Here is a 26,326-nt window from a genome sequence, read left to right on the forward strand (position 1 = left end):
TTAGGTGACAGTGTCACTTATTTCAGGCGGCAAACCGACGTAAAAAGCCGATAAGGTGAGTTATCGGCTGTTATCAGGCAAGTTTCCCGGCGGGGATTATTGAGCGGGGCGGCCTGTTACTGCCGCCCCGCTTGATGTTACTTCGCCAGCAGTTCCTGCGCGGTGCGTTCCACCAGATTCAGCAGCACCTTCACGTCCTCAAGCGTCACGATCGGGTTCAGCAGCGTCAGCTTCAGGCAGGTCATGCCGTTGTGCTCGGTCACGCCGACGTTGGCTCGCCCGGAGTCGAGCAGCGCATCCCCGACACGTTGGTTGAGCAGGGCGATAGCGGCATCATCGCTGCCGGCCATCTGCGCCGGGCGAGAGCGGAACAGCACGCTCGCCAGCTGCGGCTGCATGACCAGCTCCAGCGTTGGCTGAGATTTAACATACTCCGCCACGTTTTTCGCCATGGTGACGCCGTGATCGATGATCTCTGCGTACTGCTTCTGCCCCAGCGCTTCCAGACCCATCCACAGCTTCAGCGCATCGAAGCGACGGGTGGTCTGCAGCGATTTGGCGACCAGATTCGGCACGCCGTGTTCTTCATCGAACTCGGAGTTCAGATAGGCCGCCTGATAGCGCATCAGCTCGTAGTGGCGCGCATCTTTTAACAGGAACGCGCCGCAGCTGATGGTCTGGAAGAACTGCTTGTGGAAGTCCAGGGTAATGGAGTCCACGCACTCAATGCCGTCCAGATAGTCGCGGTAGTGCTCAGAGAGCAGCAACGCGCCGCCCCATGCCGCATCCACGTGCAGCCAGATCTGATGTTCCGCCGCCACGCCAGCGATAGCACGCAGCGGGTCGATAGCCCCCGCGTCGGTGGTACCAGCGGTGGCGACGATCGCCATAATCTGCTCGCCGTTCGCCTGCGCATCTGCAATTTTCGCTTTCAGGTCAGCCACGTCCATCCGCGCGAATTCGTCGCTTTTCACCGGCGTTACGGCGCGGTAGCCGAGGCCCATCAGCGCCATGTTCTTCTGCACCGAGAAGTGGGCATTTTCAGAGCACAGCACTTTATACTGACGCACGTCACCCGGCAGACCGTCCTGCTGGATGGAGTGTCCCCGACGAGCGAAGAAGGCATCGCGCGCCAGCATCAGCCCCATCAGGTTGCTTTGGGTACCGCCGCTGGTGAAGACGCCAGCGTCGCCGGCCGGGTAGCCGACCTGCGCGCGCAGCCATTCGATCAGCTTCATCTCGATGATAGTCGCCGACGGGCTTTGGTCCCAGGAGTCCATGCTCTGGTTGGTGGCGTTAATCAGCACTTCCGCCGCCTGGCTTACCACCAGGCTCGGACAATGCAGATGCGCCACGCACTGCGGGTGATGCACCGACAGGCTGTCTTTCAGGAAGTACTCGATAGCCCGTTCAATCGCCGCCTGGTTACCCAGGCCCTGCTCGGTGAACTCAAGAGTAATGCGCTCGCGCAGTTCGCTGACGCTCTTACCCTGATACATCTCAGGCTGCTGCAGCCATTGCGCGACGGCCTGGCTGGTCTGGGCGATCGCCTGCTGATAAGCCTCAATACTTTGCGGCGAACCAGCAAGAATCGGATTCAATTTGGACATTGCGGTCACTCGCTCCACTCAGACCGGTTGCACACCGGCGGCCAGCATGGCCTGTTCAAATTTGTCGAGGAAAATTTCCAGCTCGGCGTTGCTGATCAGCAGCGACGGCAGCAGGCGCAGGACGCAGCCGCCACGGCCGCCGCGTTCGAGGATCAGACCCGCTTCGAAACATTTCTTCTGCAGCAGGGCGGACAGCGCGCCGTCAGCCGGGTAGCAGCCCATATGATCCTGCTCGCCGTTCGGGTTGACTATCTCGATACCGATCATCAGACCCAGACCGCGAATGTGACCCATGACCGGGAAGCGTTTCTGCATGTCGGCCAGTTTGCCTTTCAGCCACTCGCCCTGGGCGGCCACTTTGTCAGCAATGCCGTTATCTTTCAGATGACGCAGAGTGGTCAACCCGGTGGCCATTGCCAGCTGGTTACCGCGGAAGGTACCGGTATGGTGACCCGGTTCCCAGGCGTCAAACTGCTTTTTGATACCCAGTACGGCCAGCGGCAGACCGCCGCCTACAGCTTTCGACATCACGATGATGTCCGGCTCAATACCGGCGTGTTCGAAGGCAAACAGTTTACCGGTACGGGCAAAGCCAGCCTGAACTTCGTCGATGATCAGCAGAATGCCGTGTTCCTGAGTCACTTTGCGGATGCGCTGCAGCCACTCGACCGGAGCCGGGTTCACGCCGCCTTCGCCCTGAACGGCTTCGAGAATCACCGCCGCCGGTTTACGCACGCCGCTTTCCACATCGTTGATCAGGTTTTCGAAGTAGTAAGTCAGCGCTTTCACGCCCGCTTCGCCGCCGATACCCAGCGGGCAGCGGTACTGATGCGGATACGGCATAAACTGTACTTCCGGCATCATGCCGTTGACCGCTTCTTTCGGCGACAGGTTGCCGGTCACCGACAGCGCGCCGTGGGTCATCCCGTGGTAGCCGCCGGAGAAGCTGATGACCGAAGAACGGCCGGTGTATTTTTTCGCCAGTTTCAGGGCCGCTTCCACGGCGTCAGCGCCGGACGGGCCGGTGAACTGCAGGCAGTATTCTTTACCTTCACCCGGTAACAGGGAGAGCAGGTATTCGGAGAAGCGATCTTTTAACGGGGTAGTCAGATCGAGCGTATGTAACGGCAAGCCGCTGGTAATGACACTTTGGATGCTTTGCAGCACATCAGGGTGGTTATGGCCAAGAGCGAGGGTACCAGCACCGGCAAGGCAATCCAGATACTGTTTGTTATCCGCATCGGTTAACCACACGCCTTCCGCTTTTGTGATAGCCAGCGGCAGCTTGCGCGGGTAACTCCTGACGTTCGATTCGAATTCAGCCTGACGGGCCAAAAAGGTTTCGTTGTTAGCGTCCAATAAATCTGCACTTAAAGTATCAATACGGACTTTATCCGTCATCATATCACTCCCACAACCAGCGTTACGGTTGAACTCTGGTTGAATAATTGGTTTAAGAAAATGAATCGCCATTCATAAAGCGCGCACAATATATGGCTTTTTAAATCGTCATTCAATGTTTTATTTATTGAGGTATTTTTACGTTATTTTTACACCGCAAAAATCAATGCTAATGCATTGATTTTAATGGATTATTCAAAGTGTTGTAAAACCATTAAAAGTGTAATTCTTAGTGAGGGAAAGCGCCGGGGTTTATTACCGCTTCGCTAAATGAGCTGACGGAAATTCTTCCGTCAGCAGTAAGGTTACTCAATCCAGTTCGACCGCATATTGCGTTAAAGGTGTGATTTTTTTAACCAACTTGTTGTTATATAAAAACTGTTCATAAGCCTCGTAGCGGGCCTTATCCAGCGCCGCAGGCCTGGCGGCAAACAGGGGGGCCGTCTGCTGCCAGGCCTGCTTGTTCAGTTCGCTATTCAGCTCCGGATGGGCGGCGGCAAACGCCTGCCAGGTTTCCTGCGGATGTGCGCGCAGATAGGCGACACCTTCCTGCAGCGCGGCGAGGAATTTTTTGATTTTGGCCGCATGAATTTCATCGCGCCGCGCGACAATCACCAGCTCATCGTAGGCCGGCACGCCGAAATCTTCGACGTTCATCACCTGCGGGTCTTTACCCTGCAGTTTAAGCTCCAGCGCTTCAATATTACGATAGCCGCCAATCACCGCATCAACCTGACCGGCCAGCAGGGCGCTGGTCAGCTGGAAATTGACGTTAATCAGCTTGATGCTTTGCGGATCGATATGGGCATGTTGCGCCATCGTCGCCAGCGTAGCCTGCTCGATACCGCTGACCGAGTAGCCGACTTTTTTCCCTTTTAGGTCGGCGGGGGTTTTGATGCGTTTATCCAGGGCGATCACCGTGTTCAACGGCGAGTTAATCAATGTACCGACCCGCACCAGCGGTAGCCCCTCATCAGCAAAAAAGTGCACCTGCGGCTGATAGGTGATAGCCAGATCCGCCTGACCGGCGGCCACCAGACGCGGCGGCAGGGCCGGGTCAGACGGCGGTACTATCTTAACGTCCAGCCCTTGCGCTTTAAAGGCACCAATCTGTTCCGCCACCATAATCGGCGCGTGGTCCGGGTTAATGTACCAGTCCAGCACCAGGGTCAGCTTTTCGTTGGCCATCGCCTGTCCGCTGATAAACGCGGTTAATGCGACGGCGGTGAAAACGGGTTTACGCATGATTATTCCTTATTCCGGCGTCCAGTTGATCAGCCGGTGTAACAGAGCATCCACTGCCAGCCATAGCACAATGGTCAGCAGCACTAAAATAAACAACGCCGCAAAGCAGACATCGGTTTGCATGCGCGCATTGGCATTGAGCATCACATAGCCCAGTCCTTCGGCGGACCCGACCCATTCGCCGATGATCGCGCCGATTGGCGCGACGGCAGCGGCCATGCGCAGACCGGAGCCCAGCGCCGGCAGGGCGGCCATCAGGCGGACATGGCGGAGCTGCGCCCCTGAGGAGGCGCCCATTGTTCGAGCCAGATCGAGGTAGTCGTGATTAACCCGCCGCAGACCGTCAAAAAATGCCGACGTCACGGGGAAGAAAATCACCAGAACCGCCATCATCACTTTGGCGCTCATCCCGAAGCCAAACCACAGCACCAGCAGCGGGGCGAGGGCGAAGACCGGAATCGCCTGACTGGTCAGCACCAGCGGCATCAGCCAGCGCTGTAAGCGCGGCGATATCATCATGCACAGGGCCAATACCACCCCGAGCAGCACCCCGAGCGCCAGACCACTGAGGATCTCGCTCAAGGTAACCAGCGCGTGCCAGCCCAGCCAGCTGCGGTTGTCCCACAGGGCGACAGCCACCGCCGATGGCGACGGCAGCAGGAACGCCGGGATGCCGCTGCGACTGAGCAGCCACCAGAACACCAGCAGGCCGCAGAACACCACGCCGCCGCGACAGAGTTTCCCTCTCATCTGTTGGCCCTCATCAACTGTTGCAGCAGCTCTGCCTGGCCCAGCAACAGCGCCGGATCGTCAGGCGCCCGCGGCGGTATCCCCGCCAGGTGATGGGAATCATCGATGCCGCCGGGCGGCGGCGCGAGCACCAGCAGGCGATGGCTGAGCCGGCAGGCTTCCATCGGGTCGTGGGTAATCAACACCACGGTACGCTGAGTCAGCAGTTCCGCCGCCAGCGTCTGGATACGCGTGCGGGTAAGGGTGTCCAGCGCCGAAAAAGGCTCATCCATTAACACGATCGGCCGATCTTCATACAGCGTGCGCGCCAGCGCCGCCCGCTGACGCATGCCGCCGGAGAGCGAGGCCGGACGATCGTTGGCGCAGTGGCTGAGCCCCACCTGCTCCAATAAGGTTGCGACCCGCTGGCGATCGACGCGCTCCCCGCGCAGGCGGGCGCCAAGCGCAACGTTGTCGCGCACGCTCAGCCACGGATAGAGCAGATCTTTTTGCCCCATCCAGGCCAGACGAGGGCCCAGCGGCCGCCCGTCGCTGGCCTGAACCTGACCGTGGGTGGGGGCGGCCAGTCCGGCGATAATTCGCAGCAGACTGGTTTTTCCGGCGCCGCTGGCGCCCAGCAGCGAAACCCACTGTCCAGCGGGAATATCGAACGACAGCTTGTCAAAAATGACCCGCGAGCCGAAGCGCAGGCTTAATTCCCGCACGGCAATGGTCGGAGCCATCACCGGCCAACCGCCGCGGCATTCAGCCCCATCTGCCAGAAGTTGGCTTCCAGACGGGTGGCGGTGGTGAAGATGACGCTCAGCTCTGCGAGGCGCGACTCGCCGCCGCGCTGCTGCCAGACGCTTTCCAGCAGGCCGATGGCCGCGGTGACGCCGTCGAGATAGCCCGCATCGCCGTAGTTACGGATCCAGGAAGCATAGGGGTTGTCGGTGAGTCGGGTGGCCGGGTCGTGGAGCAATCCAAGGCCGATTTCCGCATAGCCAGCCACGCAGGGCATCAGCGCCGCCAGCAGATCGAGCGCATCGCCGGCATGACCGATATCCAGCACGTAGCGGGTGTAGTTCACCGTTTCCGGCGCTTCGCTTTCGGCGGCCATTGTGGCTTCATCCAGCCCCCAGCTCGCGCAATAGCCGACGTGCAGCGGCAGTTCGCCAAGGATCTCGTTCATTGAGGCGGCCGCGGCGCGCATCTCCGGGAGCGTGCGCAGTTTGCTGACCAACAGGGCATAGCACCGGGCAAAGTGGAGCAGGAACAGGTAGTCCTGCGTCAGATAGCGTCGGAAAGCGCGTTCGGGCAGGGTTCCCTCGGCAAGCTGGCGGAGAAAGGGATGGGCGACGTACTGTTCCCAGTCGCATCCCGCCTGCTGGCGCAGACGACCATAAATACCCTGGGTAAAGATCGGCAGAATCACAGGACCTCCTGATAGCGGGGAGATCCGGGTGTGCGGAAGTATGAACAGGCAATGGCGGTAAACTGGCAAAATTGCCGACCCGTCCCTTCGCTGGCATGACCCAGATCAGGTTCAAAGGGTTCGGCTTACGCCATCTCAGCCCTCACGGGACACCCCTCGGTTGCGCCATGTTATACGGCATTCACTTTTTGATTACAATCCCGGCCGCGGGTGATTTTGCGCCGGTTTATGTGACACTGTCACGTTTTATGGTGCTTAAATGCTCAACGGCGGCTGGCTTTGGGTGTGTTTTTAGCTGGCTGTTTGTGCAGAATTAAGCGTATCGGCAAATCACTCAGCAACGGCGGACACCATGCCGGGCCCGGCTTCTGTCATCGACAGCGCCGTTTTGCTTTCCCGATATCCTTCCCGTAAGCAAAAAGGAACTATACTTCCGGCGTCTGCATCTCGGTTCTGAACTTTCGACATCATTTCATTAGCTTACGCCGTTGGACTATATTGACGATAAGCGCGTCGTTCAGGGACGTGATGCCTGCTTGCTGGAGGGCTGCATGTTATTAAAAGAGTTAATGATTTTTGATTTACTCACTACGCCTGTCTGGGTGGTTCATCCTTTCAAAGAAGCCGTCGTCTATTGTAATCAGGCCTCCAGAACTCTTAGCGGAGAGATGTCGCTGGATGACATGCGCAAAGGCCCGCTCTCCACCTGTCCAGAGCGCAGCCTGCAGAATTATCTGTACTACTTCAAAAACATTGCTGAAGTATTCGAAGTATGGACCATTCAAACGACGGAGGGTCCGCGTCCGGTTTATTGTAAAACCACCCTGATTAAATCAGCAGAATATGACACTCTAATTCTTTTCGAAGCCGTCAAAATCCTGCAGCAAAATGACGCGGTTAAGGTGCACCCCACACATCATTACAAACGGCGCAGTAATCGTTTCTTCGCGCGATTTTTTATGACCAGTTCCGCCCCGATGCTGCTTATCGACCCTGAACAGGACGGCCGAATTGTTGATGCCAATATCGCCGCGCTGCGGTTTTATAACTACACCGCCGATGAGATGCGCACCCGCCATACCTGGCAAATCAATATCCTGGGAAAGGACGTGCTTCCCGTTATGCACGGCGTGGCAAGCTTGCCCGGTGGCCACAAGCCGCTTAACTTTACCCATATTCTGTCCGATGGCTCTATCCGCTATGTTCAGACTTATGCCGGGCCGGTGGTGCTGAATCGTACCCGGTTGATGCTGTGTATTATTCATGACGTTACGGAAGAGGTGCATCTGAAGGCAGAACTTGAATTTGCGGCCACTCACGATCCTTTAACCGGATTACTCAATCGACGTGAGTTTTATCGCATTGTGGATTCCTCGTTATCTCACGCTGAAGGTTTTTGTCTGCTGCTGGTTGATGTCGATAATTTTAAAGCGATTAATGATAACTACGGACATCAAAAAGGCGATGAGGTACTGCAGGCGATTTCCCGAATACTTGAGTCCACCGCCAAAATTGAGGACAAAATCTATCGCTGGGGCGGAGAGGAGTTTTTATTATTTCTCCCCGGAGCGTCAATCGCGCCGGCGCTGGCGATGGCGGAAGCGATTCGCCACGCGGTCAGCTGTTACCATACCCCTGAGTATACCGGTACGGTAACGGTCAGCATTGGCGTCGCTGAACATCAAGAGGGGGAAGAGATCAATCAGCTGTTTAATCGCGTCGATAAAGCGCTGTATGCGGCGAAGAAAGAAGGGCGCAATCAAGTGAAGCTGTATCTGGTCGAAAAATATTAAAAATCGGTAGCAAGACTGGTCTGCCGAACATCTTTTTTATTTTTTTAGCAATATTTCCGCCGCTCATTCGTCTACCTCAGCACAAGGTTACTTTTCACTACGTTAATGAGGTCATACTGATGAGAGGTTTTGGAATGCACGGATATGAGCGCGATCGCCGCTTCGGTCATCATCGCATGGCTAAGCCGCTGATTATCGGCGTGGTACTGATCGCAATTCTTGGCCTGCTGGTGATGTCGCTGTGGAATGCGTTGCTGCCGGCCATTCTTGGCGTCAAGAGCATTGGTTTCTGGCAGGCGTTAGGTCTCCTGGCGCTGTCGCGTATTCTGTTTGGCGGTCTGGGCTTGCATCCCGGTATGTTCGGGATGCGGCGCCGGATGCACGAACGCTGGATGAAGATGAGCCCGGAACAGCGCGAAGAGTTTGTTCAGCGCTTCCACCATCGTGACCCGCGTGGGCACTGCGGCTGGCGCGAACGCCGGGAGGAGAAAGCCCCGCCGCAGAACGATGCGGTCAAAACGACGCCAGACGAGTGAGTCAGATGAAAACAGGGGGCGCCGGGGAGTCGCTGTTGCTATCGGCAATCAACGCCTGTCGCTCACGGCTGAGCGCGTTTATTCGCGGCCGGACGCCGGTACGCGACGATGCGGATGATATCCTGCAGGAAGTCACCTGTCAGCTGATGACCGTGGAACAGCCGGTGGAGAACGTGGCGGCATGGCTGTTTCGCGCGGCGCGCAACGAGATGACCGACCGGGCGCGCAAAAAACACGAGCTGCCCTTAGCGGGCTATGTGAACCCGGATGACTTTCTGCCGGAGGATGAGCTTGCAGAGACGCTGTTTGGCGTACCGCAGACGCCGGAAGAGGAGTATCTGAAAGCGTTGCTGTGGGAGGCGTTGAATCAGGCGCTGTCCGAACTGCCTCCAGCCCAGCGCGAGGTCTTTGAGAAGACCGAACTGCAGGGATACAGCTATAAGGCGCTGGCTGAAGAGTGCGGTGCCAGCGAGCAGGCGCTGCTCTCGCGCAAACATAAAGCCGTGCTCTATCTTCGTACCCGTTTGCGAACCTTCTACGATGAGCTGGTCGGCGGCTGAGTCCGCCGCCCGGCCCGCGCTTTCCCCTTGCGCTGCGCGCCTGACAAAATCCTGAATACCACCACAATATCCCCACCAGGGGATATTTTTATATTTATCCCCTGGTGGGGATATTAAGGAGAGTGGTGCGGAACCGCTCCGGTTGACATTATCCCCGGTAGGGTATAAATAGTGTTTTATCCGCAGAAGAGGATAAGGAGACACGATGAGCCCTTCACCAACGATATACAGCCCGGTTCAGCTGGCAAACTATCTCAAGCTGGTACGCCAGAAAAACCAGTGGACGCAGAGCGACCTCGCGCAGCGAATGGGGATTAAACAGGCCACCGTCTCTAACTTTGAAAATCATCCCGAGAAAACGACGTTAACCACGGTGTTTAAAATTTTACAGTCGCTGGAACTGTCGATGGCGATTTGCGAAAAAAATGCGCCGGATAGCGGCGATAACCATGATAACCCACAGGATCTGGACTGGTAATGGCCACTCTCGTGACATGGATGAATAATGAGCGAGTCGGCGAGCTTATCAAGCAGGCCAACGGCGCGCATCTTTTCCGCTATGAAGAGGCGTGGATGCGCAATCCTCGCGCCAGGCCGCTCTCACTGTCGCTCCCGCTGCAGTACGGTAACATTACCGATGAGGCGGTGTTTAACTACTTTGACAATCTGCTGCCGGACAGTCCGCGGGTACGGGACCGCATTGTTAAGCGCTATCGGGCGCGTTCAAAGCAGCCGTTTGATCTGCTGGCCGAGATCGGCCGGGACAGCGTCGGCGCGGTGACATTACTCCCGCCAGGAGAAAATGCGCCCCGGGGAGCACTAAGCTGGGAGCCGCTGGATAACCACGCCCTGGACGCGCTGCTGACGGCCTACCGGTCGGATATACCGCTCGGGATGGTCAACGAACATGATGATTTCAGGATCTCGGTGGCCGGAGCCCAGGAGAAAACCGCGCTGCTGAAAATCGGCGAGCAGTGGTGTATCCCGACGGGTACCACGCCGACCACCCACATCATTAAGCTGCCCATTGGCGAAATCAAACAGCCGGATGCGGTGCTGGATCTCAGCGAAAGCGTCGATAACGAATATTTGTGTTTAGCTCTGGCTCGCGCGCTGAGTTTTGCCGTTCCGCAGGCCAGTATTATTCAGACCGCCAGCACCAGGGCGCTGGCGGTTGAACGTTTCGATCGCCGCTGGGCGCAGGAGAAGACGGTGCTGCTGCGTTTGCCGCAGGAAGACCTGTGTCAGGCCTTCGGCATTCCGTCATCGATTAAGTATGAGTCCGACGGCGGGCCGGGCATTCGGGCAATTATGGCTTTTCTGGTTGGCTCCAGCGAGGCACTCGAGGATCGCTATAACTTTATGAAGTTTATGGTGTTTCAGTGGCTGATTGGCGCAACCGATGGCCACGCGAAAAACTTCTCGATTTACCTCCAGCCGGGCGGCAGCTACCGCTTAACCCCGTTCTACGACATTATCTCCGCGTTTCCGCTGCTTGGCGGGAAGGGGCTGCACCTGAGCGATCTCAAGCTGTCAATGAGTCTGAAGGCCAGTAAAGGACGTAAAACGGAGATCCAGACGCTCTATCCGCGTCACTTTCTCGCCACGGCTAAAGAGGTCGGGTTTGCCCGGCCGCAGATGCTGGAGATTCTGCGCTATTTTGTCGATAACGTTCCCCGCGCGGTTGAGGCGGTAAAGGGGACTTTACCGCCTGACTTTTCACAACCGGTGTATGAGGCGATCACCGATCGCTTACTGTGGGTCCATTCACGCTTGCAGAACGCAATGGCGGCGTCGCCGGCGGGCTGAGTGCAGGCCCGGCGTAACTTCCCCAGCGGCTTTTCAGGTAGTTCACCGCCTGCTGGGTCTGCGGCTGGTTGAGATAGTTTTCCCGGAACAGGATAGTCCCCTGGATTTGCGGCATCGACTCGTTCAAATCCAGCTGTTTCTTCAGCTCCGGCACGCCGCCGTTGACCATCCAGTCGGGTTCATTCTTCGACGGTTCGCCAATTTTATACAGCGCCACGCCGATATACAGCCGGGTGCCGGTCGGTTTCACCACGTCGGCCCACCATTTCGCCAGCACATCATAGCGGGCCGCGTCACGGGCAAAGGGCCAGTACAGCTGGGGGGCGATGTAGTCGAGCAGACCCTGCTGAACCCAGCTGCGGGTATCGGCGTAAGACTCATCATACGCCGCCGCGCCGCGGGTATCAGAGCCCGCCGGATCGTGGGAGCGGTTACGCCAGACGCCCGCCGGACTGACGCCAAACTCCACATCGGGATTGAGCTGCTTGATGGTGCGTGATACCTGGGCTATCAGCTGCTGGGTATTGTGTCGCCGCCAGTCCGCTTTGGAAGCATATCCCTGCCCGTACTGCTGGTAGGTCTGCGAGTCGTTCAGCGCCGAACCCGGCGACTCGGTGTAGAAGTAATCGTCAAACTGCACGCCGTCAACCGGGTAGTGTTCCACCACTTCGGCAACGATGCTGGTTATCCAGTCGCGCACTTGCGGAATCCCCGGGTCGAGGACAAAGCGGTCGCCGGCGGTACGAATCCAGTCGCGATGCAGCACGAAGACGCTGGAGGGAACTTGCGACAGCGTCCCGTTGAGTTCGCTGACGGTTTTGGGCCGGGTGTTCACGGAGACGCGATAGGGGTTAAACCAGGCATGGACCCGCATACCGCGTTTGTGGGCTTCATCGAGCATAAACTGCAGCGGGTCGTAGCCCGGATCCTGGCCGATGTGGCCGGTCAGCATATCGGACCACGGCAAAATTTTTGACGGCCATAGCGCGGTGCCATCCGGTTTGACCTGAAAGAAGACGGTATTAATGCCGAGGCTTTGCAGCTTATCCAGTTTATCGGTCAACGCTTTCTGCTGCTGGCGGATACGCAGCGCAGGATCGCCAGTCGTCACCGAGGCGACCGGCGGCCAGTCAAGACGAGACACCGTTGTCAGCCAGACGCCGCGTACCGGCTCATGGGTTTTGGGGGCATGGGGCTGTTTCTGCGCCGGGGGGAGCGGAGTCACCAGAGAGCCGGGCGGTTTGCCGGAACAGCTCACCAACAGCAGCGCGGCGGCCACAGCCGCGGCGGACAGAGTCACTTTAGAGAAAACAGGGACGCTACGAGAGCAGAAAATCATATTCGTCATCGTTATAGGTCGTTGCGTTGAAGAGGCATTTTCCTACGATTCGAATTCAAGTCAATCAGTGTGTGTATTCTCCCGCTGTTTCCTGGGCAGTACGGGCCCCGGCGGTTGCTTGCGCCGCCACAGCGGCGGGTTGTTATCGCCCCTTTTCCTGTCAGAGGAGGCCCGCTTTCACGATGGGAATAATAAGGGTGAGTTATGAGTGCGTAGCGTGGAATCCGCTGTTAACGCGCCGCTTGTCATGCGTCTTGTTATATTGTTCACAATACCGCAACAAAATTATTCACACTCATGATCATTTTCGCACTTTTGCACCAGGGCAGTGCGCAACGAGTGAAAAGAGCAACTATGTTTAGCTCGCTGGTCGATATGGACGCCGCAGTTCCCGACTCGCCACGTGATGGCAACCGACCTCCTGACTGGTGCTGAAATGCGCGTCAGCCGCAGGCGATAACGGTGTTATCACGCGTTATTGCCATCCATTACCCGGCTGTCTGACGCGCCATCTCTCCCTGGCGGGATTTTTGCTTCTTCCACTCTGGCCGTGACGGCACATTGTCAGCCTTCGGCAAACCAAACAGTAATTGATATTTTCCGTGCCATAACCGGGCGCAAGGCTATAAATCGCTGAGGAATATCGAATGTCTCTGAAACTGAAAAAGTTGACGCTTCATGTTGCGATTGCGGGTTGTATGAGCGTGGCATTTTACGCGCAGGCGGATGTGAAGATTGGTGTTGCCGGACCGTTTACCGGGCCGAATGCGACTTATGGCGCCCAGTACTGGAAAGGGGCCTCGCAGGCGGCGGCGGATATTAATGCGGCGGGAGGAATTAAAGGCGAAAAAATTGTGCTGGTTCAGGGTGATGATGCCTGCGAACCCAAACAGGCGGTAGCGGTGGCGAACCGCCTGGTCGATGAGTCCGGCGTCTCTGCCGTGGTGGGGCATTTCTGTTCGTCATCCACCATGCCGGCTTCCGAGGTCTATGACGAGGCCGGTATTCTGACCATCACCCCGGGCTCGACGAACCCGCAAATCACCGAACGCGGTATGAAAGATATGTTCCGTATGTGCGGTCGCGACGACCAGCAAGGGGCGATTGCGGCGAACTATATACTGGATGTGCTGAAGGCGAAAAAAATCGCCGTGATCCACGATAAAGATACCTATGGTCAGGGACTGGCGGATGCCACCCGCGCCGCGCTGGCGAAACGCGGGACGAAAGAGGTGCTGTACGAGGGGCTGTCCCGTGGTGAGAAGGATTTCAACGCGCTGGTCACCAAAATTGGCGCGCTGAAGCCTGACGTCGTCTATTTCGGCGGCTGTCATCCGGAAGCCGGTCCGCTGGTTCGGCAGATGAGAGAACAGGGGGTACAGGCGAAATTCTTCTCCGGCGATTGCATCGTGACGCAGGAGCTGGTGACCGCCGCCGGTGGCCCACAGTTCACTGACGGCGTGCTGATGACCTTCGGTCAGGATCCGCGAACCATTGCCGAAGGGAAAGCGGTGATTGAAAAATTCCGCGCCAGCGGTTTCGAACCGGAAGGCTATACCCTGTATGCCTACACGTCGATCCAGGCGATCGCCGCCGCCTATAATGCCGTCGGAACCGATAACACCAAAGCCAGCGAATGGCTGAAAAACCACAGCGTCGATACCGTCATGGGCAAAAAGGCCTGGGATGGCAAGGGAGACCTGAAGGTATCGGATTACGTGGTTTATAAGTGGGATGATAAAGGCAAATATCACCAGCTTTAACCGCCATAACTCTCCGCCCCTGAGCAAGGGGCTATTCGCGAAAAGGCAGGCCAGGCTGTTTGCTGCCCGTTTGCCGGCAGGATGGTGTCTATGGAAGCGTTCTTTTTACAACAATTGATCAATGGGCTGACGCTGGGCGCCGTATATGGATTAATCGCCATCGGCTATACCATGGTGTACGGCATCATCGGCATGATTAACTTCGCTCACGGCGAGGTGTATATGATTTCGGCCTATCTGTGCGCTATCGGGCTGGCGTTGCTCTCCGGGTTTGGGATTCACTCTTTTCCTTTGCTGATCTTTGCCACGCTGATCTTCACTATTGTGGTGACCGGCGTCTACGGCTGGACTATCGAACGTATCGCCTACCGACCGTTGCGCAACTCCACCCGCCTGGCGCCGCTGATCTCAGCTATCGGCATGTCGCTTATCCTGCAGAACTATGTCCAAATCAGCCAGGGACCCAATCAACAGGGGATCCCGACGCTGCTCTCCGGGGTACTGCGTTTTGAGGTTGGCGACGGCATCGTGCAAATCACCTGGACCAAAATATTTATCCTCGTCGCGGCGCTGGTGGGCATGATTGCCCTGACGTGGATAATCCAGCATACCCGGCTCGGGCGTATCTGTCGGGCGACGCAGCAGGATCGGCGCATGGCCGCCATCCTTGGGATTAATACCGACAGGGTTATCTCGCTGGTTTTTGTCATTGGCGCGGCGATGGCCGGTCTGGCTGGCGTGCTGGTGACCATGAACTACGGCACCTTTGATTTCTATATCGGTTTTATTATCGGTATCAAAGCCTTTACCGCCGCCGTGCTGGGGGGGATTGGCTCGCTACCTGGCGCGATGCTCGGCGGTTTACTGCTGGGAGTGGCCGAAGCGCAGTTCGCCGGGCTGGTGAACTCGGATTACAAAGATGTTTTTTCCTTCGCGCTGCTGGTGGCGATCCTGATTTTCCGTCCGCAAGGGTTGCTGGGTCGTCCGATGGTTGCCAAGGTTTAAGGGGGCGAACATGGCTGAAGTGTCCCGTAAGCCGGGGCTGGATATCAGGCGCTGCCTGATCGACAGCATCCTGGCCGGATTGTGCGCGCTGATCGTATTTGGCCCGATCGTGGGCATTGTGCTTAAAGGTTACAGTTACAATCTGTCAACGCAGCGGGTGTTGATACTGGTTGGCATCGTGATGCTCGGGCGGCTGCTGCTCAGTCTGCTGTTGCAAAGTCGCAGCTGTCGCCAGTTCCTCGCCCGCTTTGAAGGAACGCATGATGGCGTATATGTGAGACCCGCGGGCTATCGTTCGCGGCTGCGCTGGGTGATTCCGCTGCTGGTGGTCCTCGCCATCCTGTTCCCGATTATCGCCACGAAATATCTGCTGACGGTAGCCATTCTCGGGCTGATTTATGTGCTGCTGGGACTGGGGCTGAATATTGTGGTCGGTCTGGCGGGTCTGCTCGACCTGGGCTATGTGGCCTTTTATGCCATTGGCGCCTACGGGCTGGCGCTGGGTTATCAGTATCTGGGGCTGGGTTTCTGGGCAATGCTGCCGACAGGCGCCATTATGGCGGCGCTGGCCGGCGCGCTGCTGGGATTTCCGGTGCTGCGCATGCATGGCGATTATCTGGCGATTGTTACCCTTGGGTTTGGTGAAATTATCCGCCTGGTGCTGAACAACTGGGTCAGTTTTACCGGCGGACCGAATGGGGTTTCCGTCCCGGCGCCGACGCTGTTCGGTCTTGAGTTTGGCCGGCGGGCCAAAGACGGCGGGGTGCCCATCCACGAGTTTCTGCACATCAGCTATAACCCCAACCTCAAATTTATCTTTATCTACGCCGTGCTTTGCCTGGTGGTCCTGCTGGTGCTGTTTATTAAGCACCGACTGGCGCGGATGCCTGTCGGACGCGCATGGGAGGCGCTGCGTGAAGATGAGATAGCCTGTCGGGCCATGGGACTGAATCATGTGCTGGTGAAACTCTCGGCGTTTATGCTGGGGGCGTCTACGGCGGGGATTGCCGGGGTCTTTTTTGCCACCTATCAGGGGTTTGTTAACCCGACCTCGTTTACCTTTTTTGAGTCGGCGCTGATTCTGGCCATCGTTGTACTGGGCGGTATGGGCTCGACGCTGGGCGTGGTGCTGGCCGCATTTGTCCTGACGGTGGCCCCGGAACTGCTCCGCGGGTTCGACGAATATCGGGTGCTGCTGTTTGGTGTCTTGATGGTGCTGATGATGATCTGGCGGCCGCGTGGGCTGGTACGTACCAGTCGTACCGGGGTGGCGGTACGCAAGGGAGTGGCGCCATGAATGACCATATTTTGCAGGTCGAGCATCTGATGATGCATTTTGGCGGTATTAAAGCGCTCAATGATGTCAATCTTGAGGTCAAAAGAGGGTCGATTACCGCGCTGATTGGCCCTAATGGCGCGGGAAAAACCACGGTATTTAACTGTCTGACCGGGTTTTATCGCGCGACCGGCGGGACGATCAGGCTGCATGCCCGTTCGCGGATGACCGACGTGATTCAGGTACTGGGACAAAAGCTTCATCCGACGGATTTTCTCCATCCTGCCGCGCTGGGATCGCGGCTGTATTACAAAATGTTCGGTGGGGCCCATCTGGTTAACCGGGCGGGGCTGGCGCGGACCTTCCAGAATATCCGGCTGTTTCGTGAGATGTCGGTGATTGAAAATCTGCTGGTGGCCCAGCATATGCAGGTAAATCGTCATTTACTCGCCGGGATCTTCAATACCCGTGGGTATCGCAATGCCGAAAGCCGGGCGCTGGATCGGGCCTTCTACTGGCTGGAGGTGGTCGGGATGGCGGATTGCGCTAATCTGCTGGCGGGAACGCTCTCCTACGGGCAGCAGCGGCGGCTGGAGATTGCCCGCACGATGTGTACCGGGCCCGAGATTATCTGTCTCGATGAGCCGGCGGCGGGGCTGAATCCCGTTGAGACTCAGGCGCTAAGTCAGATTATCCGCTTCCTGCGCCAGTATCACGGCGTGACGGTATTATTGATTGAACATGATATGGGGATGGTGATGGCGATTTCCGATCACGTGATCGTGCTCGATCATGGCGATGTTATCGCCCGTGGCGAACCGAAGGAGATTCAGTCGAATATCAGCGTGATCGCGGCCTATCTGGGAACCGATGAAGAGGAGCTTGCCGAATGAGCCAACCGTTGCTGGAATTTCGTCAGGTTGATGTGTTCTATGGTCAGATTCAGGCGTTGAAGCAGGTCTCCTTAACGGTAAAGGAAGGAGAGACGGTGGCGCTAATCGGCGCCAACGGTGCCGGGAAATCGACGCTGTTAATGTCCATTTTTGGTCAGCCGCGCATCGCCGAAGGAGAGATTCGCTATCGCGGCGAGGATATCAGCCGACGGTCCACCCATTTTATTGCCAGTAACGGTATCGCCCAGGCGCCGGAAGGGCGGCGGATTTTTGCCGATATGACGGTGGAAGAAAACCTGCTGATGGGGACAATTCCCGTGGGCAGCCGCTATCAGAATGAAGACAAGGCGCGAATGTATCAGCTTTTTCCTCGTCTGGAAGAGCGACGGGCGCAGCGCGCCATGACGCTATCGGGAGGCGAGCAGCAGATGCTGGCGATTGCCAGGGCATTGATGAGCCGGCCAAAACTGTTACTGCTGGATGAGCCCAGTCTTGGCCTGGCGCCGCTGGTGGTCAAACAGATATTCCAGATCCTGCGTGAGCTGACGCAGCAGGGTATGACGCTGTTTCTGGTGGAACAGAATGCGCATCATGCGCTGAAGCTTTCCGACCGCGCCTACGTTATGGTGAATGGTCAGATTCAATTAACCGGAACGGGCAGGGAGCTGTTGAACAATCCGCAAGTGAGGAATGCCTATCTCGGCGTGGCCTGATAAGTGACGGTGTCACTATTTCGCGTAATTCAAGCGTAAAACTATCCCCCTCCGCCGACGATTTTCTGCCGGCGTTTGCCTTTCTCGCCAGGGCAAGCTGCTGATTTGTGCAGGATAAAGGCGATAAACGTGCTGGCCTTTATTCCGCGGATGCGGGCATACTGAATGACCTTTATCTGCTCAGCGCGCTACCGACGTCAGCGGGACGCAATGCAGGTGCGAAATTCACGCGGGAGAAATGGAATGAACTTACCGGTAGTTGCCGTTATTGGGCTCGGTGCCATGGGGCATGCTTTTGCCAGCAATCTGTTAAAAAAAGGTTTCACTGTTCATGGCTGGAACCGTACCCCTGAGCGGGGTGAGGATTTGATAGCCAGCGGATTAACTCTTCATGCGACGCCGCAACAAGCCGCGGCAGCGGCGGAGGTGATTCTGTCGGTTCTGACCGATGGCGAAGCGACCCTGAATGCGATTCGCGAAATAGCTCCGGTTTGCCAGCCAGATGCCGTTTTTTGCCAGATGGGGACGATTGGCGTGGAAGAAACGCAGGAGGCTGTGGATCTGCTGGCGTCGCTTCGCCCATCGATGGTCTACCTCGATGCGCCGGTGTCGGGAACCAAAAAACCGGCGGAGAATGCGCAAATTCTGGTGCTGGCCAGCGGGGATCGTCAGCGAGGGGCGAAGGCCGAGAGCGTCTTTGCCGCAATAGCGCGCGGCACACAATGGTTTGGCGACGCCGGCAACAGTCAGAAAATGAAGCTGGTACTGAACGCCTGGCTGATCACCATGATGGAAGGGGTGGCTGAAAGTACGTTACTGGCGGCGAAATTAGGTTTTACTCCCGAAGCGTTGTGGGGCGCGCTTGACGGCGGCCCGCTGGCGGCACCGTATGTGAAAGCCAAGCTGGAGATGATCGCGGCGAATGATTTTACTCCGCAGATGCAGCTCAGTCATGCGCTGAAAGATGCGCGGCTGGCGCTTGACGCGGCGGAAGAGACCCAACTGCCGATTCTCTCCGCCATTGCCGACTGTTGGGATGAAGCCGCCGCCGAGGGATTTGCCGGGCGTGACCTGGCGTCGGTCTATGCCTGGCTGGCGGGAAGACCGACTGGCGGACAGTAATGCCAAAAAAAGCAGGGTGCCTGCGTGAATTGTTGTGCATTCCCGGAGTGCTAACAGCCTGGAATTCACGTAGCGCACGCATTTTTCATTAAATCGTTATAAATCATAATGTCATGCGTAGCGATTCCCGTTTTGGGCACCGCTACGCCGACAAAGTATGGCGGGCTGGCTATTTCACCAGGCTTAACACCCTATCCGACAGCCATAGACTGAAACTGTCGGATAGCGTTAGCCATAGAGACTTACATCAGGATTTACCTTGGGGTTCCATCACAATTGACCCGGACGATGTTATCCATCTCCGGCTTCATGCTCGCAGGCGTCCAGTTAATTAATCCCAAATCGAGTTGGGCATTCGCCGTGGTCGTCAGAATAAATGGCGTATTGGTTTTAGAAAAATCCATATTTTCTTTGAAACAGGTTAACGGAATGCTTAGCGTGACCCATTTATTTAGCGGGAGAGTATTTAAGGTATCATTGATGGCAATGGAGGAGGCGCATGGCCAACCGCACTGCATACCGATTTCCATTTTGCGGTCGGGGTTTTTCTTAAGGCGCAAAGTTACCATCAAGTTACTGTTCGCCTTGAGGTAATTATTCCGGTTGATCCCTTTAACATTGGTTGTCTGTAATTGAACAGAGGCCCCGGTACTCTCGCTGGTCCCCATAAATGTGACCTCACGTGCATCCTGCTGCCTTTTATAATCGACAGGGCGCACGCTAATATACTGCATTGCGGATTTACCGTTTACCGATACCTCAGTACCGGTCCAGTTACTCTCATCTCCCATTCTTAAACGATGCTCTTCAGAAGCCTTTTCACCGAACAGCTCAAGTCGGGTGGTGGCGACTGGCGATTTCTCCATGCTTAACTCCCGGCACCCCAGACGACGCTTATCAAGCGGTAAGCGATCCAGATCTTGATAATTCGCCGCCGGTCGTGAAGGCGAGTTGTAGGACAATCCGTAACCGAAATTAAATAATACATTCTCTTTGTCCGGCTTTTGCTCAAATTCCGGGCGCTGCCATTCAGCGATATTGGTTGGCGTTCTGTTGATGGTGGTCGCACATTTTTGTGCTGGCCATGAGAACGACAACGTTCCCTGGAAATCATGATTTATCGTGTTGTTAGCATCACGGAAAATAACATCGGTAATGCCTTGCGCTTCGGTCCCGGGTAACCAGGCGGCAACGAATGCATCGGCAAGATTGATCTCTTCGTTGACATAGAGCGGTCTGCCAGAGAGCAAAATAACAACCGTCGGGATGCCGGCTTTATTGAGTTGCCTTAATAGTTTGACATCACCGGAATAACCAGCCTTCAGCTCTGAGTAAGATAGCGTTTTATTATCAGGAATATCACCTAACCACTCTGCATAAGAGTCTTCACCCATGGCAACAATCGCCACGTTGGGCCTTTCTTTAAGATCCAACTCGCTTGAGGAGAGGGTCATGACGTTGTGTTTGCCAATGGATTTCTCCACTGCCCCCACGATGGTAACGGCGCCAGGAAAATCCGATAAGTTATTCTCCGTCCCTTGCCAGGTGAGGCTCCAGCCGCCAATTTGCTTGCTAATATCATTCGCGGCGCTACCCGCCACCAGGACTTTAAGATCCCGGCTAAGGGGCAGGATATTATTCTTGTTCTTTAGTAAAACTAATGATTTACGTACCGCTTCCCGTGCCAGGGCGCGGTGGTCAGGATTCCCAAGAATGCTCTGACTTCCTGCAAGACTGCGCTGAGACGGCATCGGTTTATCCCACATACCGGCCCGCATTTTGACCCTCAGGATGCGACTGACAGCATCGTCAATTCTGGAAACGGGAATAGTTTTGTTATTTACACTATCAAGTAAGCTGGTCCGAAATGACATCCAGTCCTTTCTTGCCGTGACCATGAAAATATCTATTCCAGCCATGACTGCTGCTTCGCAGGCCCCCATACTACAACCTGATATTTCACTATGGCCGTTCCAGTCGGATATGACTACGCCATCAAAACCCATTTTGTCCTTAAGTACCTGGGTGAGCATATAATAGCTGCCGTGCAGTTTACCGTTATACTCGCTCCCGGCCTTCATTCCCTGCGCGGAATTTTTATCGTTTTTCCAGCTATTAAACGAGGCCATCACGGCCTGCGCGCCGGCATCCAGGCCTGAAAAATATCCTACCGCGTGTATATTACGCAGGTCATCCTCTGAATAATGGGTATCGCCGCGATCAACACCGTACAGGGTACCGCCATCGCCAACAAAATGCTTGACGGTGGAAATAACGTGATGTTGTCCCTTCAGGTCAGATGCAGAACCTTGTAGACCCCTGACCATCTCTTTTGCATAGGCATAAACGATCGACGGGTCCTCAGAATAGCCTTCGTAAGTGCGTCCCCAGCGATCGTCACGTGGTACAGCGACAGTGGGAGCAAAGGTCCAGTCAAGACCTGTGGCCGCAACTTCGAGTGCCGTTGCCTGACCAATTCTATAAATTAAATCCGGATCGCGGGCGGCCCCTAAGCCAATATTATGTGGGAAGAGTGTGGCCTGGAAGACGTTGTTATGGCCATGAACAGCATCGGTAGCCCACATAAAGGGGATTCTGAAACCACGGCCAGCAAAAGCCTTATCCGTTGCTTTCCAGTATTTATCTGCTTCAGTGACCCAGCTACGGGCCAGGGAATGCTTATTGTTATCCGGCCAACCTCCGCCGCCGTTAAGAACGGAGCCAATTTTATATTGAACCACTTCCTCAGGCGTGATTTCCCGAAAGTCGGGCTGCAGCATTTGACCAATTTTTTCTTCAAGGGTCATCTTTGCAAGAATGTCTTTGACTTTATTCTCAAGTATTTCATCTTTGGCAATGGCGCTATGTATCGTAGGCCAGTCGGAAAAGTAAGGCGCAACGGCAACTTCATTCGATGCCAACGCGACATTGGCGGTCAATAAGGCAGCCAGCGCGCAGTTAGCCCCCAGCATGATTTTCATACACTAACCCCAGAGTAAGTTTCATAGAAATCGATTTCACATGCATGTCTATGCCGTGTTCATGTTTTATGCATGACGCATTCGTGAGCTATAAGAGCATGAACAACCTTCGCAATCTATGCCTTGCTGAAGGAACTGCAAGGCTCATCTTCTAAACATAGATGGCAATCACAAAAATCGATCGGATATCTAGAAATCGATTTCAGATGAGTAGTGATGTGGCTATGATGGCAATGGAGTCGTACATGACACAAGGTGCTTTACATGTAGTTCCTTATGGAAATCATATGGTCAGCTATATTTACTGAGGTTGCTTAATGACTGCCGACTGGCGTTGATAGTAATTCCGGGATGGGCTGTGTATATGAATTTGTAAATCAACACAAACTACAAAATATTTAGCACGTAAACAATTCCATTCATCAGAAGGCGGCGAAAGGAGTTGCATCAATCTATTTAATTGCTGATTGATTTTTCTGTGATCTATTTTGTTGAATCATTAGGTTTAGGGTGCCTCAATTCGGAGAGTTTACAATGAAAATACGCAGAACAGTTAAGTTCTCACTCATTTTCTCAAGTCTTTTTGCTTTACAGGGTTGTGTCAACGGTGATGGCAGCGCGAATGATCCGAGTGCCAGCCCGGCAGAGGAATTAGTGAATAATGGTAGTTTCGCCTCTGGGACGGATGGTTGGTGGGGCGCAGGCGGCCAGCTGGAGCGGGTAGACAGTATGGGATGTTTCACCTTCACGAATGGCGGGGCGAATCCCTGGGATGTCATTTTTGCGCAGTCCGGGATCCCGCTGGCCGAAGGTCAGTCTTATAATCTTAGCTTTACAGCAGTCACGAAGAAGCCGATTAGCGCCAAGATTTTGGTTCAACAAGATGGCGCGCCATATACCAACTATTTCGTGCAAGACGTTGAATTAAACGAAACGCGAAAAGATTTTAATTTTAAATTCACGCCGAAATCAGCAGATGAGAAGGCCCAGTTCCAGCTACAGCTGGGTACCCAGTCTCCGACAACGGTTTGTCTTAGCAACGTTTCCTTGAAAGGGCCCCGGCTGAAGTTAGCAACGAACTTTGCGCCGATTAGGGTAAACCAGGTCGGGTACTTGCCGCATGCCTTGAAACGAGCAACCATGGTGAGTGATTCGACGCAGCCATTGAACTGGACTCTGCTCAATAGTGTGGGGACGAAAGTCGCAGAAGGTCAGACTAAACCTTTCGGTATTAATCGTGCCTCGAATGAGAACGTTCATATTATCGATTTCAGCCAGTACACTGAAGAAGCAGACAAATTAACTTTGGTTGTTGATGGTAAAAAGAGCCATCCATTTAATATCAGTAGCAAACTGTATCATCAGCTGAAGTACGATGCGCTCTCTTTCTTCTACCAGCAGCGTAGCGGTATTGCTATTGAGAAAGAGTATGTTCAACGCCCCGATCTTGCTCGTCCGGCGGGGCATCCATCAGAGCGAGTAACCTGCTTTAATAAGACCGACGCCAAAGGTAATAAATGGCCTGGCTGTGATTATAAACTGGATGTTACCGGTGGCTGGTATGATGCGGGGGACCAGGGTAAATACGTGGTAAACGGGGGTATTTCCACATGGACCTTAATGAATTTCTTTGAGCACGAGAAATACTCTCGCAATATTAAGGAAAGTGCATTTCGCGATGGTAAGGTAAAAATCCCAGAAAATCACAATAGCAAGAACGATCTTCTGGATGAAGCGCGCTGGATGATGGACTTCATGCTGGCAATGCAGGTCCCTGATGGCAAGAAGGCGTGGGTGCCCGTCGGAGATCAATCCGCGCATCTTGAGGCGCTCAAGCTGACAGAGATCGATGCTTCAGGGATGGCGTTCCACAAAGTGGCCGATGAGGCCTGGACCGGCATGCCGCTTCCTCCACATAAAGATCCTCAACCGCGTTATTTAAGTCAGCCGAGTACTGCAGCGACCTTAAATCTGGCGGCGACGGCGGCGCAATGTGCACGTGTCTGGAAAGATACGGACGCGGCCTATGCGAAACGCTGTCTCACTGCGGCAGAGAAAGCATGGAAATCGGCTAATAAACATCCGAATATTTATGCCTACGATAACTTTGTTGGTTCTGGCCCGTATGATGATACCAAAGTGGATGATGAGTTCTATTGGGCTGCGGCTGAGCTGTTTACCACAACAGGTAAAGCGGAATATCTCGATGCGATAAAACATTCGCGCTACTACCTCGCCAGTCCTAAGGGCGATAAAGAGGCGACGGGCGATCTCTTCTGGCAGGATGTCTCTGCTGCCGGTACCATTACCCTGGCGATGGTGCCTAACAATCTTCCAGCTGAAGAAGTTAGCAAAGCCAGACAGACCATTATTAATACTGCGAATGCCTACGCGCAAAGCGTTCAGACCGAAGGATATCTGATCCCTTATTCTGCTGAGCAGTATCCATGGGGTTCTAACTCGAATCTGATGAACCGGAGTATTTTCCTTGGTCTGGCGCATGATTTCACCGGAGACCGCAAATATGTCCAGGCGATGTCTGACGCCATGGATTATATTCTCGGTCGCAACCCGCTTGATCAATCCTATGTATCCGGTTACGGTAGCCGGCCGCTCAAGAATCCACATCATCGATTTTGGGCACAGCAGATCGACCCGTCATCACCGCTTGTGCCGCCAGGCGTAATGTCCGGCGGGCCAAACTCGATAAATTTCAGCGACCCTATCGCTGCCAGTCTCAAAGGACATTGTGTCGGGCAAACGTGCTGGAAAGATGAAATTGGCGCATGGACTCTGAATGAAGTGACGATTAACTGGAATGCTCCTTTCTTCTGGACAACCAGCTATATTGATGAAGGCTATCTGAATAAGTAAAATTGAAAATATAATATGAGGTGCGGCATGATGATATGCCGCACCTTTTTTTATGGCTGCTAATGAGTGTGAGTTCAACGGGTCATGGAATGGGGATGCGTGAGGGCAGTCACTGAGGACGCTTATTCGCCGTTGGCGGGCAACGAGGGGTAGTGACCGGGTATAGGTGCGATATCTGCCAGCTGCTCGTCTCGTCGGGGCAGAAAACAGGCGCTGATACCGTCTGCCTGTTCTGGGTTTACCCTTCCACCATGGTGCGTTTTCTCGCCAGACACCGGATGACTGAGATCAGACAGACATAAAAATTATCACAACAAGTGGCCGCATTCGCTTACAAATGAGAGGGAGATGTCCATGAATACTAATAACGAAATACTGTTTGTGCTAATCCCAGAATATGCCGACTGGGAGTTTGCTCTGCTGGCTCCAGGACTGCGCCGGGGATTCGGTATTTGGGAGCCGCAATATGAAGTCAGGACCGTTGCTGCCGACGATGGGCCAGTAATGTCAATCGGAGGAGTTCGCTCTCTGCCGGATTATACTTTCCAAACTTTGCCTGACGATTATGCCGCTCTGGTGCTGGTAGGCGGTACGAATTGGTGGGGGAAAGAGGCGCAGCGAGTTGTGCCCCTGGTAAAACGAGCGATGGAGCGGCAGATTGTGGTCGGTGCAATATGCGATGCTTCAGCGTTCCTGGGCGCAAATGGTTTTCTCAATGATGTCGACCATACTTCAAATGGGCTGACATACTTACAGAACAAGGCGGGAGCAGCCTATAACGGAGCAGCAAGGTACCTAAATGCACCTTCTGTTCGTGATGGCAATCTGGTAACCGCCAGCGGCGTCGGTTTTCTTGATTTTACCTGCAATATGCTTGCCGCATTAAATGCTGCTCAGGAAAAGGAAATTGAAGCAATGAAAGCGGCGTTTACATCCGGGATGTTTCCCGAAGCCTGATGCGGTTACTGATAACGGGACAGCAAAGTGAAACGGATCTGGGATATTGATGAGCTGAAAGAACACTGTAGTCTGAGGTTTGAAGAAAACCGACGGCTCAAAACCAAGCCCGCCAGAAATCACCTGCCATTTGCTGTTCAGCTTAAGTTTTATCAGAACACAGGACGTTTCCCTTCGACAATCAATGAGATCCCGGAAACACCACTCCATTATTTAGCCGATCAGTTGGAGGAGGAAGGCCCGCATTAATTTTCAGGCCGGAAGGAGAGTAGACTGGCAGCATAA

General features: G+C 54.9%; 22 protein-coding genes and 1 riboswitch. Of the genes, 14 read left to right on the forward strand and 8 right to left on the reverse strand.

The genetic code is table 11. From position 1 onward, the window contains the following. Positions 1-137: 137 nt before the first annotated feature. The 6 genes from FNY10_RS07660 to FNY10_RS07685 all read right to left on the reverse strand — a co-directional run bounded on the left by FNY10_RS07660 (position 138) and on the right by FNY10_RS07685 (position 6,420). Complete coding sequence (locus FNY10_RS07660; RefSeq protein WP_160703377.1) at positions 138-1,619, reverse strand: pyridoxal phosphate-dependent decarboxylase family protein; 1,482 nt, start codon at positions 1,617-1,619, stop codon at positions 138-140. A gap of 9 nt (positions 1,620-1,628) precedes the next feature. Continuing rightward, the gene (locus FNY10_RS07665) at positions 1,629-3,014 is read right to left on the reverse strand and encodes a diaminobutyrate--2-oxoglutarate transaminase (protein ID WP_131049083.1); all 1,386 of its coding nucleotides are present in this window, start codon (positions 3,012-3,014) and stop codon (positions 1,629-1,631) included. 306 nt (positions 3,015-3,320) lie between these two features. Continuing rightward, positions 3,321-4,256 carry an ABC transporter substrate-binding protein gene (locus tag FNY10_RS07670; protein WP_141964611.1) on the reverse strand — a complete coding sequence of 312 codons (936 nt, stop codon included), beginning with the start codon at positions 4,254-4,256 and terminating at the stop codon, positions 3,321-3,323. 9 nt (positions 4,257-4,265) lie between these two features. After that, complete coding sequence (locus FNY10_RS07675; RefSeq protein ID WP_131049085.1) at positions 4,266-5,006, reverse strand: ABC transporter permease; 741 nt, start codon at positions 5,004-5,006, stop codon at positions 4,266-4,268. Next, positions 5,003-5,731 (reverse strand): ABC transporter ATP-binding protein, encoded by a 729-nt coding sequence (locus tag FNY10_RS07680; RefSeq protein WP_160703375.1) that lies wholly within the window; start codon positions 5,729-5,731, stop codon positions 5,003-5,005. Before FNY10_RS07680 ends, FNY10_RS07675 begins: the two co-directional genes overlap by 4 nt. Beyond that, entirely contained in the window at positions 5,728-6,420 is a 693-nt protein-coding gene (locus tag FNY10_RS07685) for a TenA family protein (protein ID WP_160703373.1), read from the reverse strand. Before FNY10_RS07685 ends, FNY10_RS07680 begins: the two co-directional genes overlap by 4 nt. Positions 6,421-6,485: 65 nt before the next feature. Further along, positions 6,486-6,587, reverse strand: a riboswitch (TPP riboswitch). Positions 6,588-6,971: 384 nt separating this feature from the next. On the opposite strand from FNY10_RS07685, the gene FNY10_RS07690 reads away from it, so the two are divergent. The 5 genes from FNY10_RS07690 (at position 6,972) to FNY10_RS07710 (ending at position 11,118) form a co-directional block, all read left to right on the forward strand. Further along, the gene (locus tag FNY10_RS07690) at positions 6,972-8,213 is read left to right on the forward strand and encodes a sensor domain-containing diguanylate cyclase (RefSeq protein ID WP_160703371.1); all 1,242 of its coding nucleotides are present in this window, start codon (positions 6,972-6,974) and stop codon (positions 8,211-8,213) included. Between the two features lie 119 nt (positions 8,214-8,332). Next, positions 8,333-8,749 carry a hypothetical protein gene (locus FNY10_RS07695; protein ID WP_160703369.1) on the forward strand — a complete coding sequence of 139 codons (417 nt, stop codon included), beginning with the start codon at positions 8,333-8,335 and terminating at the stop codon, positions 8,747-8,749. 5 nt (positions 8,750-8,754) lie between these two features. Further along, entirely contained in the window at positions 8,755-9,309 is a 555-nt protein-coding gene (locus FNY10_RS07700) for a sigma-70 family RNA polymerase sigma factor (protein WP_160703367.1), read from the forward strand. A 205-nt stretch (positions 9,310-9,514) separates the two neighbouring features. After that, a complete protein-coding gene (gene hipB, locus FNY10_RS07705; protein WP_160703365.1) occupies positions 9,515-9,787 on the forward strand; it encodes a type II toxin-antitoxin system antitoxin HipB in 273 nt (90 codons plus the stop codon). Beyond that, positions 9,787-11,118, forward strand: coding sequence for a type II toxin-antitoxin system HipA family toxin (locus FNY10_RS07710; protein WP_160703363.1), 1,332 nt, complete (start codon positions 9,787-9,789; stop codon positions 11,116-11,118). The genes hipB and FNY10_RS07710 overlap by 1 nt, the downstream gene beginning before the upstream one ends. Here FNY10_RS07710 and FNY10_RS07715 read toward each other — a convergent pair. After that, positions 11,051-12,457: a glycoside hydrolase family 10 protein gene (locus FNY10_RS07715; protein WP_160704009.1), complete on the reverse strand. Its 1,407-nt coding sequence runs from the start codon at positions 12,455-12,457 to the stop codon at positions 11,051-11,053. The two genes, FNY10_RS07710 and FNY10_RS07715, sit on opposite strands and share 68 nt — an antisense overlap. A gap of 704 nt (positions 12,458-13,161) precedes the next feature. Between FNY10_RS07715 and FNY10_RS07720 the strand changes: the two genes are divergently transcribed. The 6 genes from FNY10_RS07720 to FNY10_RS07745 all read left to right on the forward strand — a co-directional run bounded on the left by FNY10_RS07720 (position 13,162) and on the right by FNY10_RS07745 (position 19,229). Beyond that, a complete protein-coding gene (locus FNY10_RS07720; protein ID WP_416309040.1) occupies positions 13,162-14,220 on the forward strand; it encodes a branched-chain amino acid ABC transporter substrate-binding protein in 1,059 nt (352 codons plus the stop codon). Positions 14,221-14,310: 90 nt separating this feature from the next. Further along, on the forward strand, positions 14,311-15,225 hold the full coding sequence (locus FNY10_RS07725) for an ABC transporter permease subunit (RefSeq protein WP_160703359.1): 915 nt from the start codon (positions 14,311-14,313) through the stop codon (positions 15,223-15,225). A 10-nt stretch (positions 15,226-15,235) separates the two neighbouring features. Beyond that, entirely contained in the window at positions 15,236-16,522 is a 1,287-nt protein-coding gene (livM, locus tag FNY10_RS07730) for a high-affinity branched-chain amino acid ABC transporter permease LivM (RefSeq protein WP_160703357.1), read from the forward strand. Beyond that, complete coding sequence (locus FNY10_RS07735; protein WP_141964603.1) at positions 16,519-17,394, forward strand: ABC transporter ATP-binding protein; 876 nt, start codon at positions 16,519-16,521, stop codon at positions 17,392-17,394. Before livM ends, FNY10_RS07735 begins: the two co-directional genes overlap by 4 nt. Beyond that, entirely contained in the window at positions 17,391-18,107 is a 717-nt protein-coding gene (locus FNY10_RS07740; RefSeq protein WP_141964602.1) for an ABC transporter ATP-binding protein, read from the forward strand. Before FNY10_RS07735 ends, FNY10_RS07740 begins: the two co-directional genes overlap by 4 nt. Before the next feature lie 210 nt (positions 18,108-18,317). Next, on the forward strand, positions 18,318-19,229 hold the full coding sequence (locus FNY10_RS07745; RefSeq protein WP_160704007.1) for an NAD(P)-binding domain-containing protein: 912 nt from the start codon (positions 18,318-18,320) through the stop codon (positions 19,227-19,229). Positions 19,230-19,483: 254 nt separating this feature from the next. Here the strand turns inward: FNY10_RS07745 and FNY10_RS07750 are convergent, their stop codons facing one another. Next, positions 19,484-22,210, reverse strand: a complete 2,727-nt coding sequence (locus tag FNY10_RS07750; RefSeq protein WP_131049096.1) for a glycoside hydrolase family 3 protein — start codon at positions 22,208-22,210, stop codon at positions 19,484-19,486. Positions 22,211-22,744: 534 nt separating this feature from the next. On the opposite strand from FNY10_RS07750, the gene FNY10_RS07755 reads away from it, so the two are divergent. From FNY10_RS07755 to FNY10_RS07770, 3 genes are all read left to right on the forward strand, one after another. Next, positions 22,745-25,084: a glycoside hydrolase family 9 protein gene (locus FNY10_RS07755; protein WP_131049097.1), complete on the forward strand. Its 2,340-nt coding sequence runs from the start codon at positions 22,745-22,747 to the stop codon at positions 25,082-25,084. A 354-nt stretch (positions 25,085-25,438) separates the two neighbouring features. Further along, positions 25,439-26,041 (forward strand): DJ-1/PfpI family protein, encoded by a 603-nt coding sequence (locus FNY10_RS07765; protein ID WP_131049099.1) that lies wholly within the window; start codon positions 25,439-25,441, stop codon positions 26,039-26,041. A 27-nt stretch (positions 26,042-26,068) separates the two neighbouring features. Further along, positions 26,069-26,290, forward strand: coding sequence for a DUF4158 domain-containing protein (locus FNY10_RS07770; protein WP_131049100.1), 222 nt, complete (start codon positions 26,069-26,071; stop codon positions 26,288-26,290). Positions 26,291-26,326: the final 36 nt, after the last annotated feature.

Origin of the sequence: Klebsiella sp. Lac1 (genome assembly GCF_009825425.1) — a bacterium.
In the GTDB taxonomy this organism is placed as follows: Bacteria; Pseudomonadota; Gammaproteobacteria; order Enterobacterales; family Enterobacteriaceae; genus Klebsiella; species Klebsiella electrica.

What these genes read in the sequence shown, in the direction of transcription:
- FNY10_RS07665 (WP_131049083.1), bottom strand. Translation starts at nt 3,014, where the DNA reads ATGATGACGGATAAAGTCCGTATTGATACTTTAAGTGCAGATTTATTG.
- FNY10_RS07670 (WP_141964611.1), bottom strand. Translation starts at nt 4,256, where the DNA reads ATGCGTAAACCCGTTTTCACCGCCGTCGCATTAACCGCGTTTATCAGC.
- FNY10_RS07675 (WP_131049085.1), bottom strand. Translation starts at nt 5,006, where the DNA reads ATGAGAGGGAAACTCTGTCGCGGCGGCGTGGTGTTCTGCGGCCTGCTG.
- FNY10_RS07690 (WP_160703371.1), top strand. Translation starts at nt 6,972, where the DNA reads ATGTTATTAAAAGAGTTAATGATTTTTGATTTACTCACTACGCCTGTC.
- FNY10_RS07695 (WP_160703369.1), top strand. Translation starts at nt 8,333, where the DNA reads ATGAGAGGTTTTGGAATGCACGGATATGAGCGCGATCGCCGCTTCGGT.
- FNY10_RS07700 (WP_160703367.1), top strand. Translation starts at nt 8,755, where the DNA reads ATGAAAACAGGGGGCGCCGGGGAGTCGCTGTTGCTATCGGCAATCAAC.
- hipB (WP_160703365.1), top strand. Translation starts at nt 9,515, where the DNA reads ATGAGCCCTTCACCAACGATATACAGCCCGGTTCAGCTGGCAAACTAT.
- FNY10_RS07710 (WP_160703363.1), top strand. Translation starts at nt 9,787, where the DNA reads ATGGCCACTCTCGTGACATGGATGAATAATGAGCGAGTCGGCGAGCTT.
- FNY10_RS07715 (WP_160704009.1), bottom strand. Translation starts at nt 12,457, where the DNA reads ATGATTTTCTGCTCTCGTAGCGTCCCTGTTTTCTCTAAAGTGACTCTG.
- FNY10_RS07725 (WP_160703359.1), top strand. Translation starts at nt 14,311, where the DNA reads ATGGAAGCGTTCTTTTTACAACAATTGATCAATGGGCTGACGCTGGGC.
- livM (WP_160703357.1), top strand. Translation starts at nt 15,236, where the DNA reads ATGGCTGAAGTGTCCCGTAAGCCGGGGCTGGATATCAGGCGCTGCCTG.
- FNY10_RS07735 (WP_141964603.1), top strand. Translation starts at nt 16,519, where the DNA reads ATGAATGACCATATTTTGCAGGTCGAGCATCTGATGATGCATTTTGGC.
- FNY10_RS07740 (WP_141964602.1), top strand. Translation starts at nt 17,391, where the DNA reads ATGAGCCAACCGTTGCTGGAATTTCGTCAGGTTGATGTGTTCTATGGT.
- FNY10_RS07745 (WP_160704007.1), top strand. Translation starts at nt 18,318, where the DNA reads ATGCAGGTGCGAAATTCACGCGGGAGAAATGGAATGAACTTACCGGTA.
- FNY10_RS07750 (WP_131049096.1), bottom strand. Translation starts at nt 22,210, where the DNA reads ATGAAAATCATGCTGGGGGCTAACTGCGCGCTGGCTGCCTTATTGACC.
- FNY10_RS07755 (WP_131049097.1), top strand. Translation starts at nt 22,745, where the DNA reads ATGAAAATACGCAGAACAGTTAAGTTCTCACTCATTTTCTCAAGTCTT.
- FNY10_RS07765 (WP_131049099.1), top strand. Translation starts at nt 25,439, where the DNA reads ATGAATACTAATAACGAAATACTGTTTGTGCTAATCCCAGAATATGCC.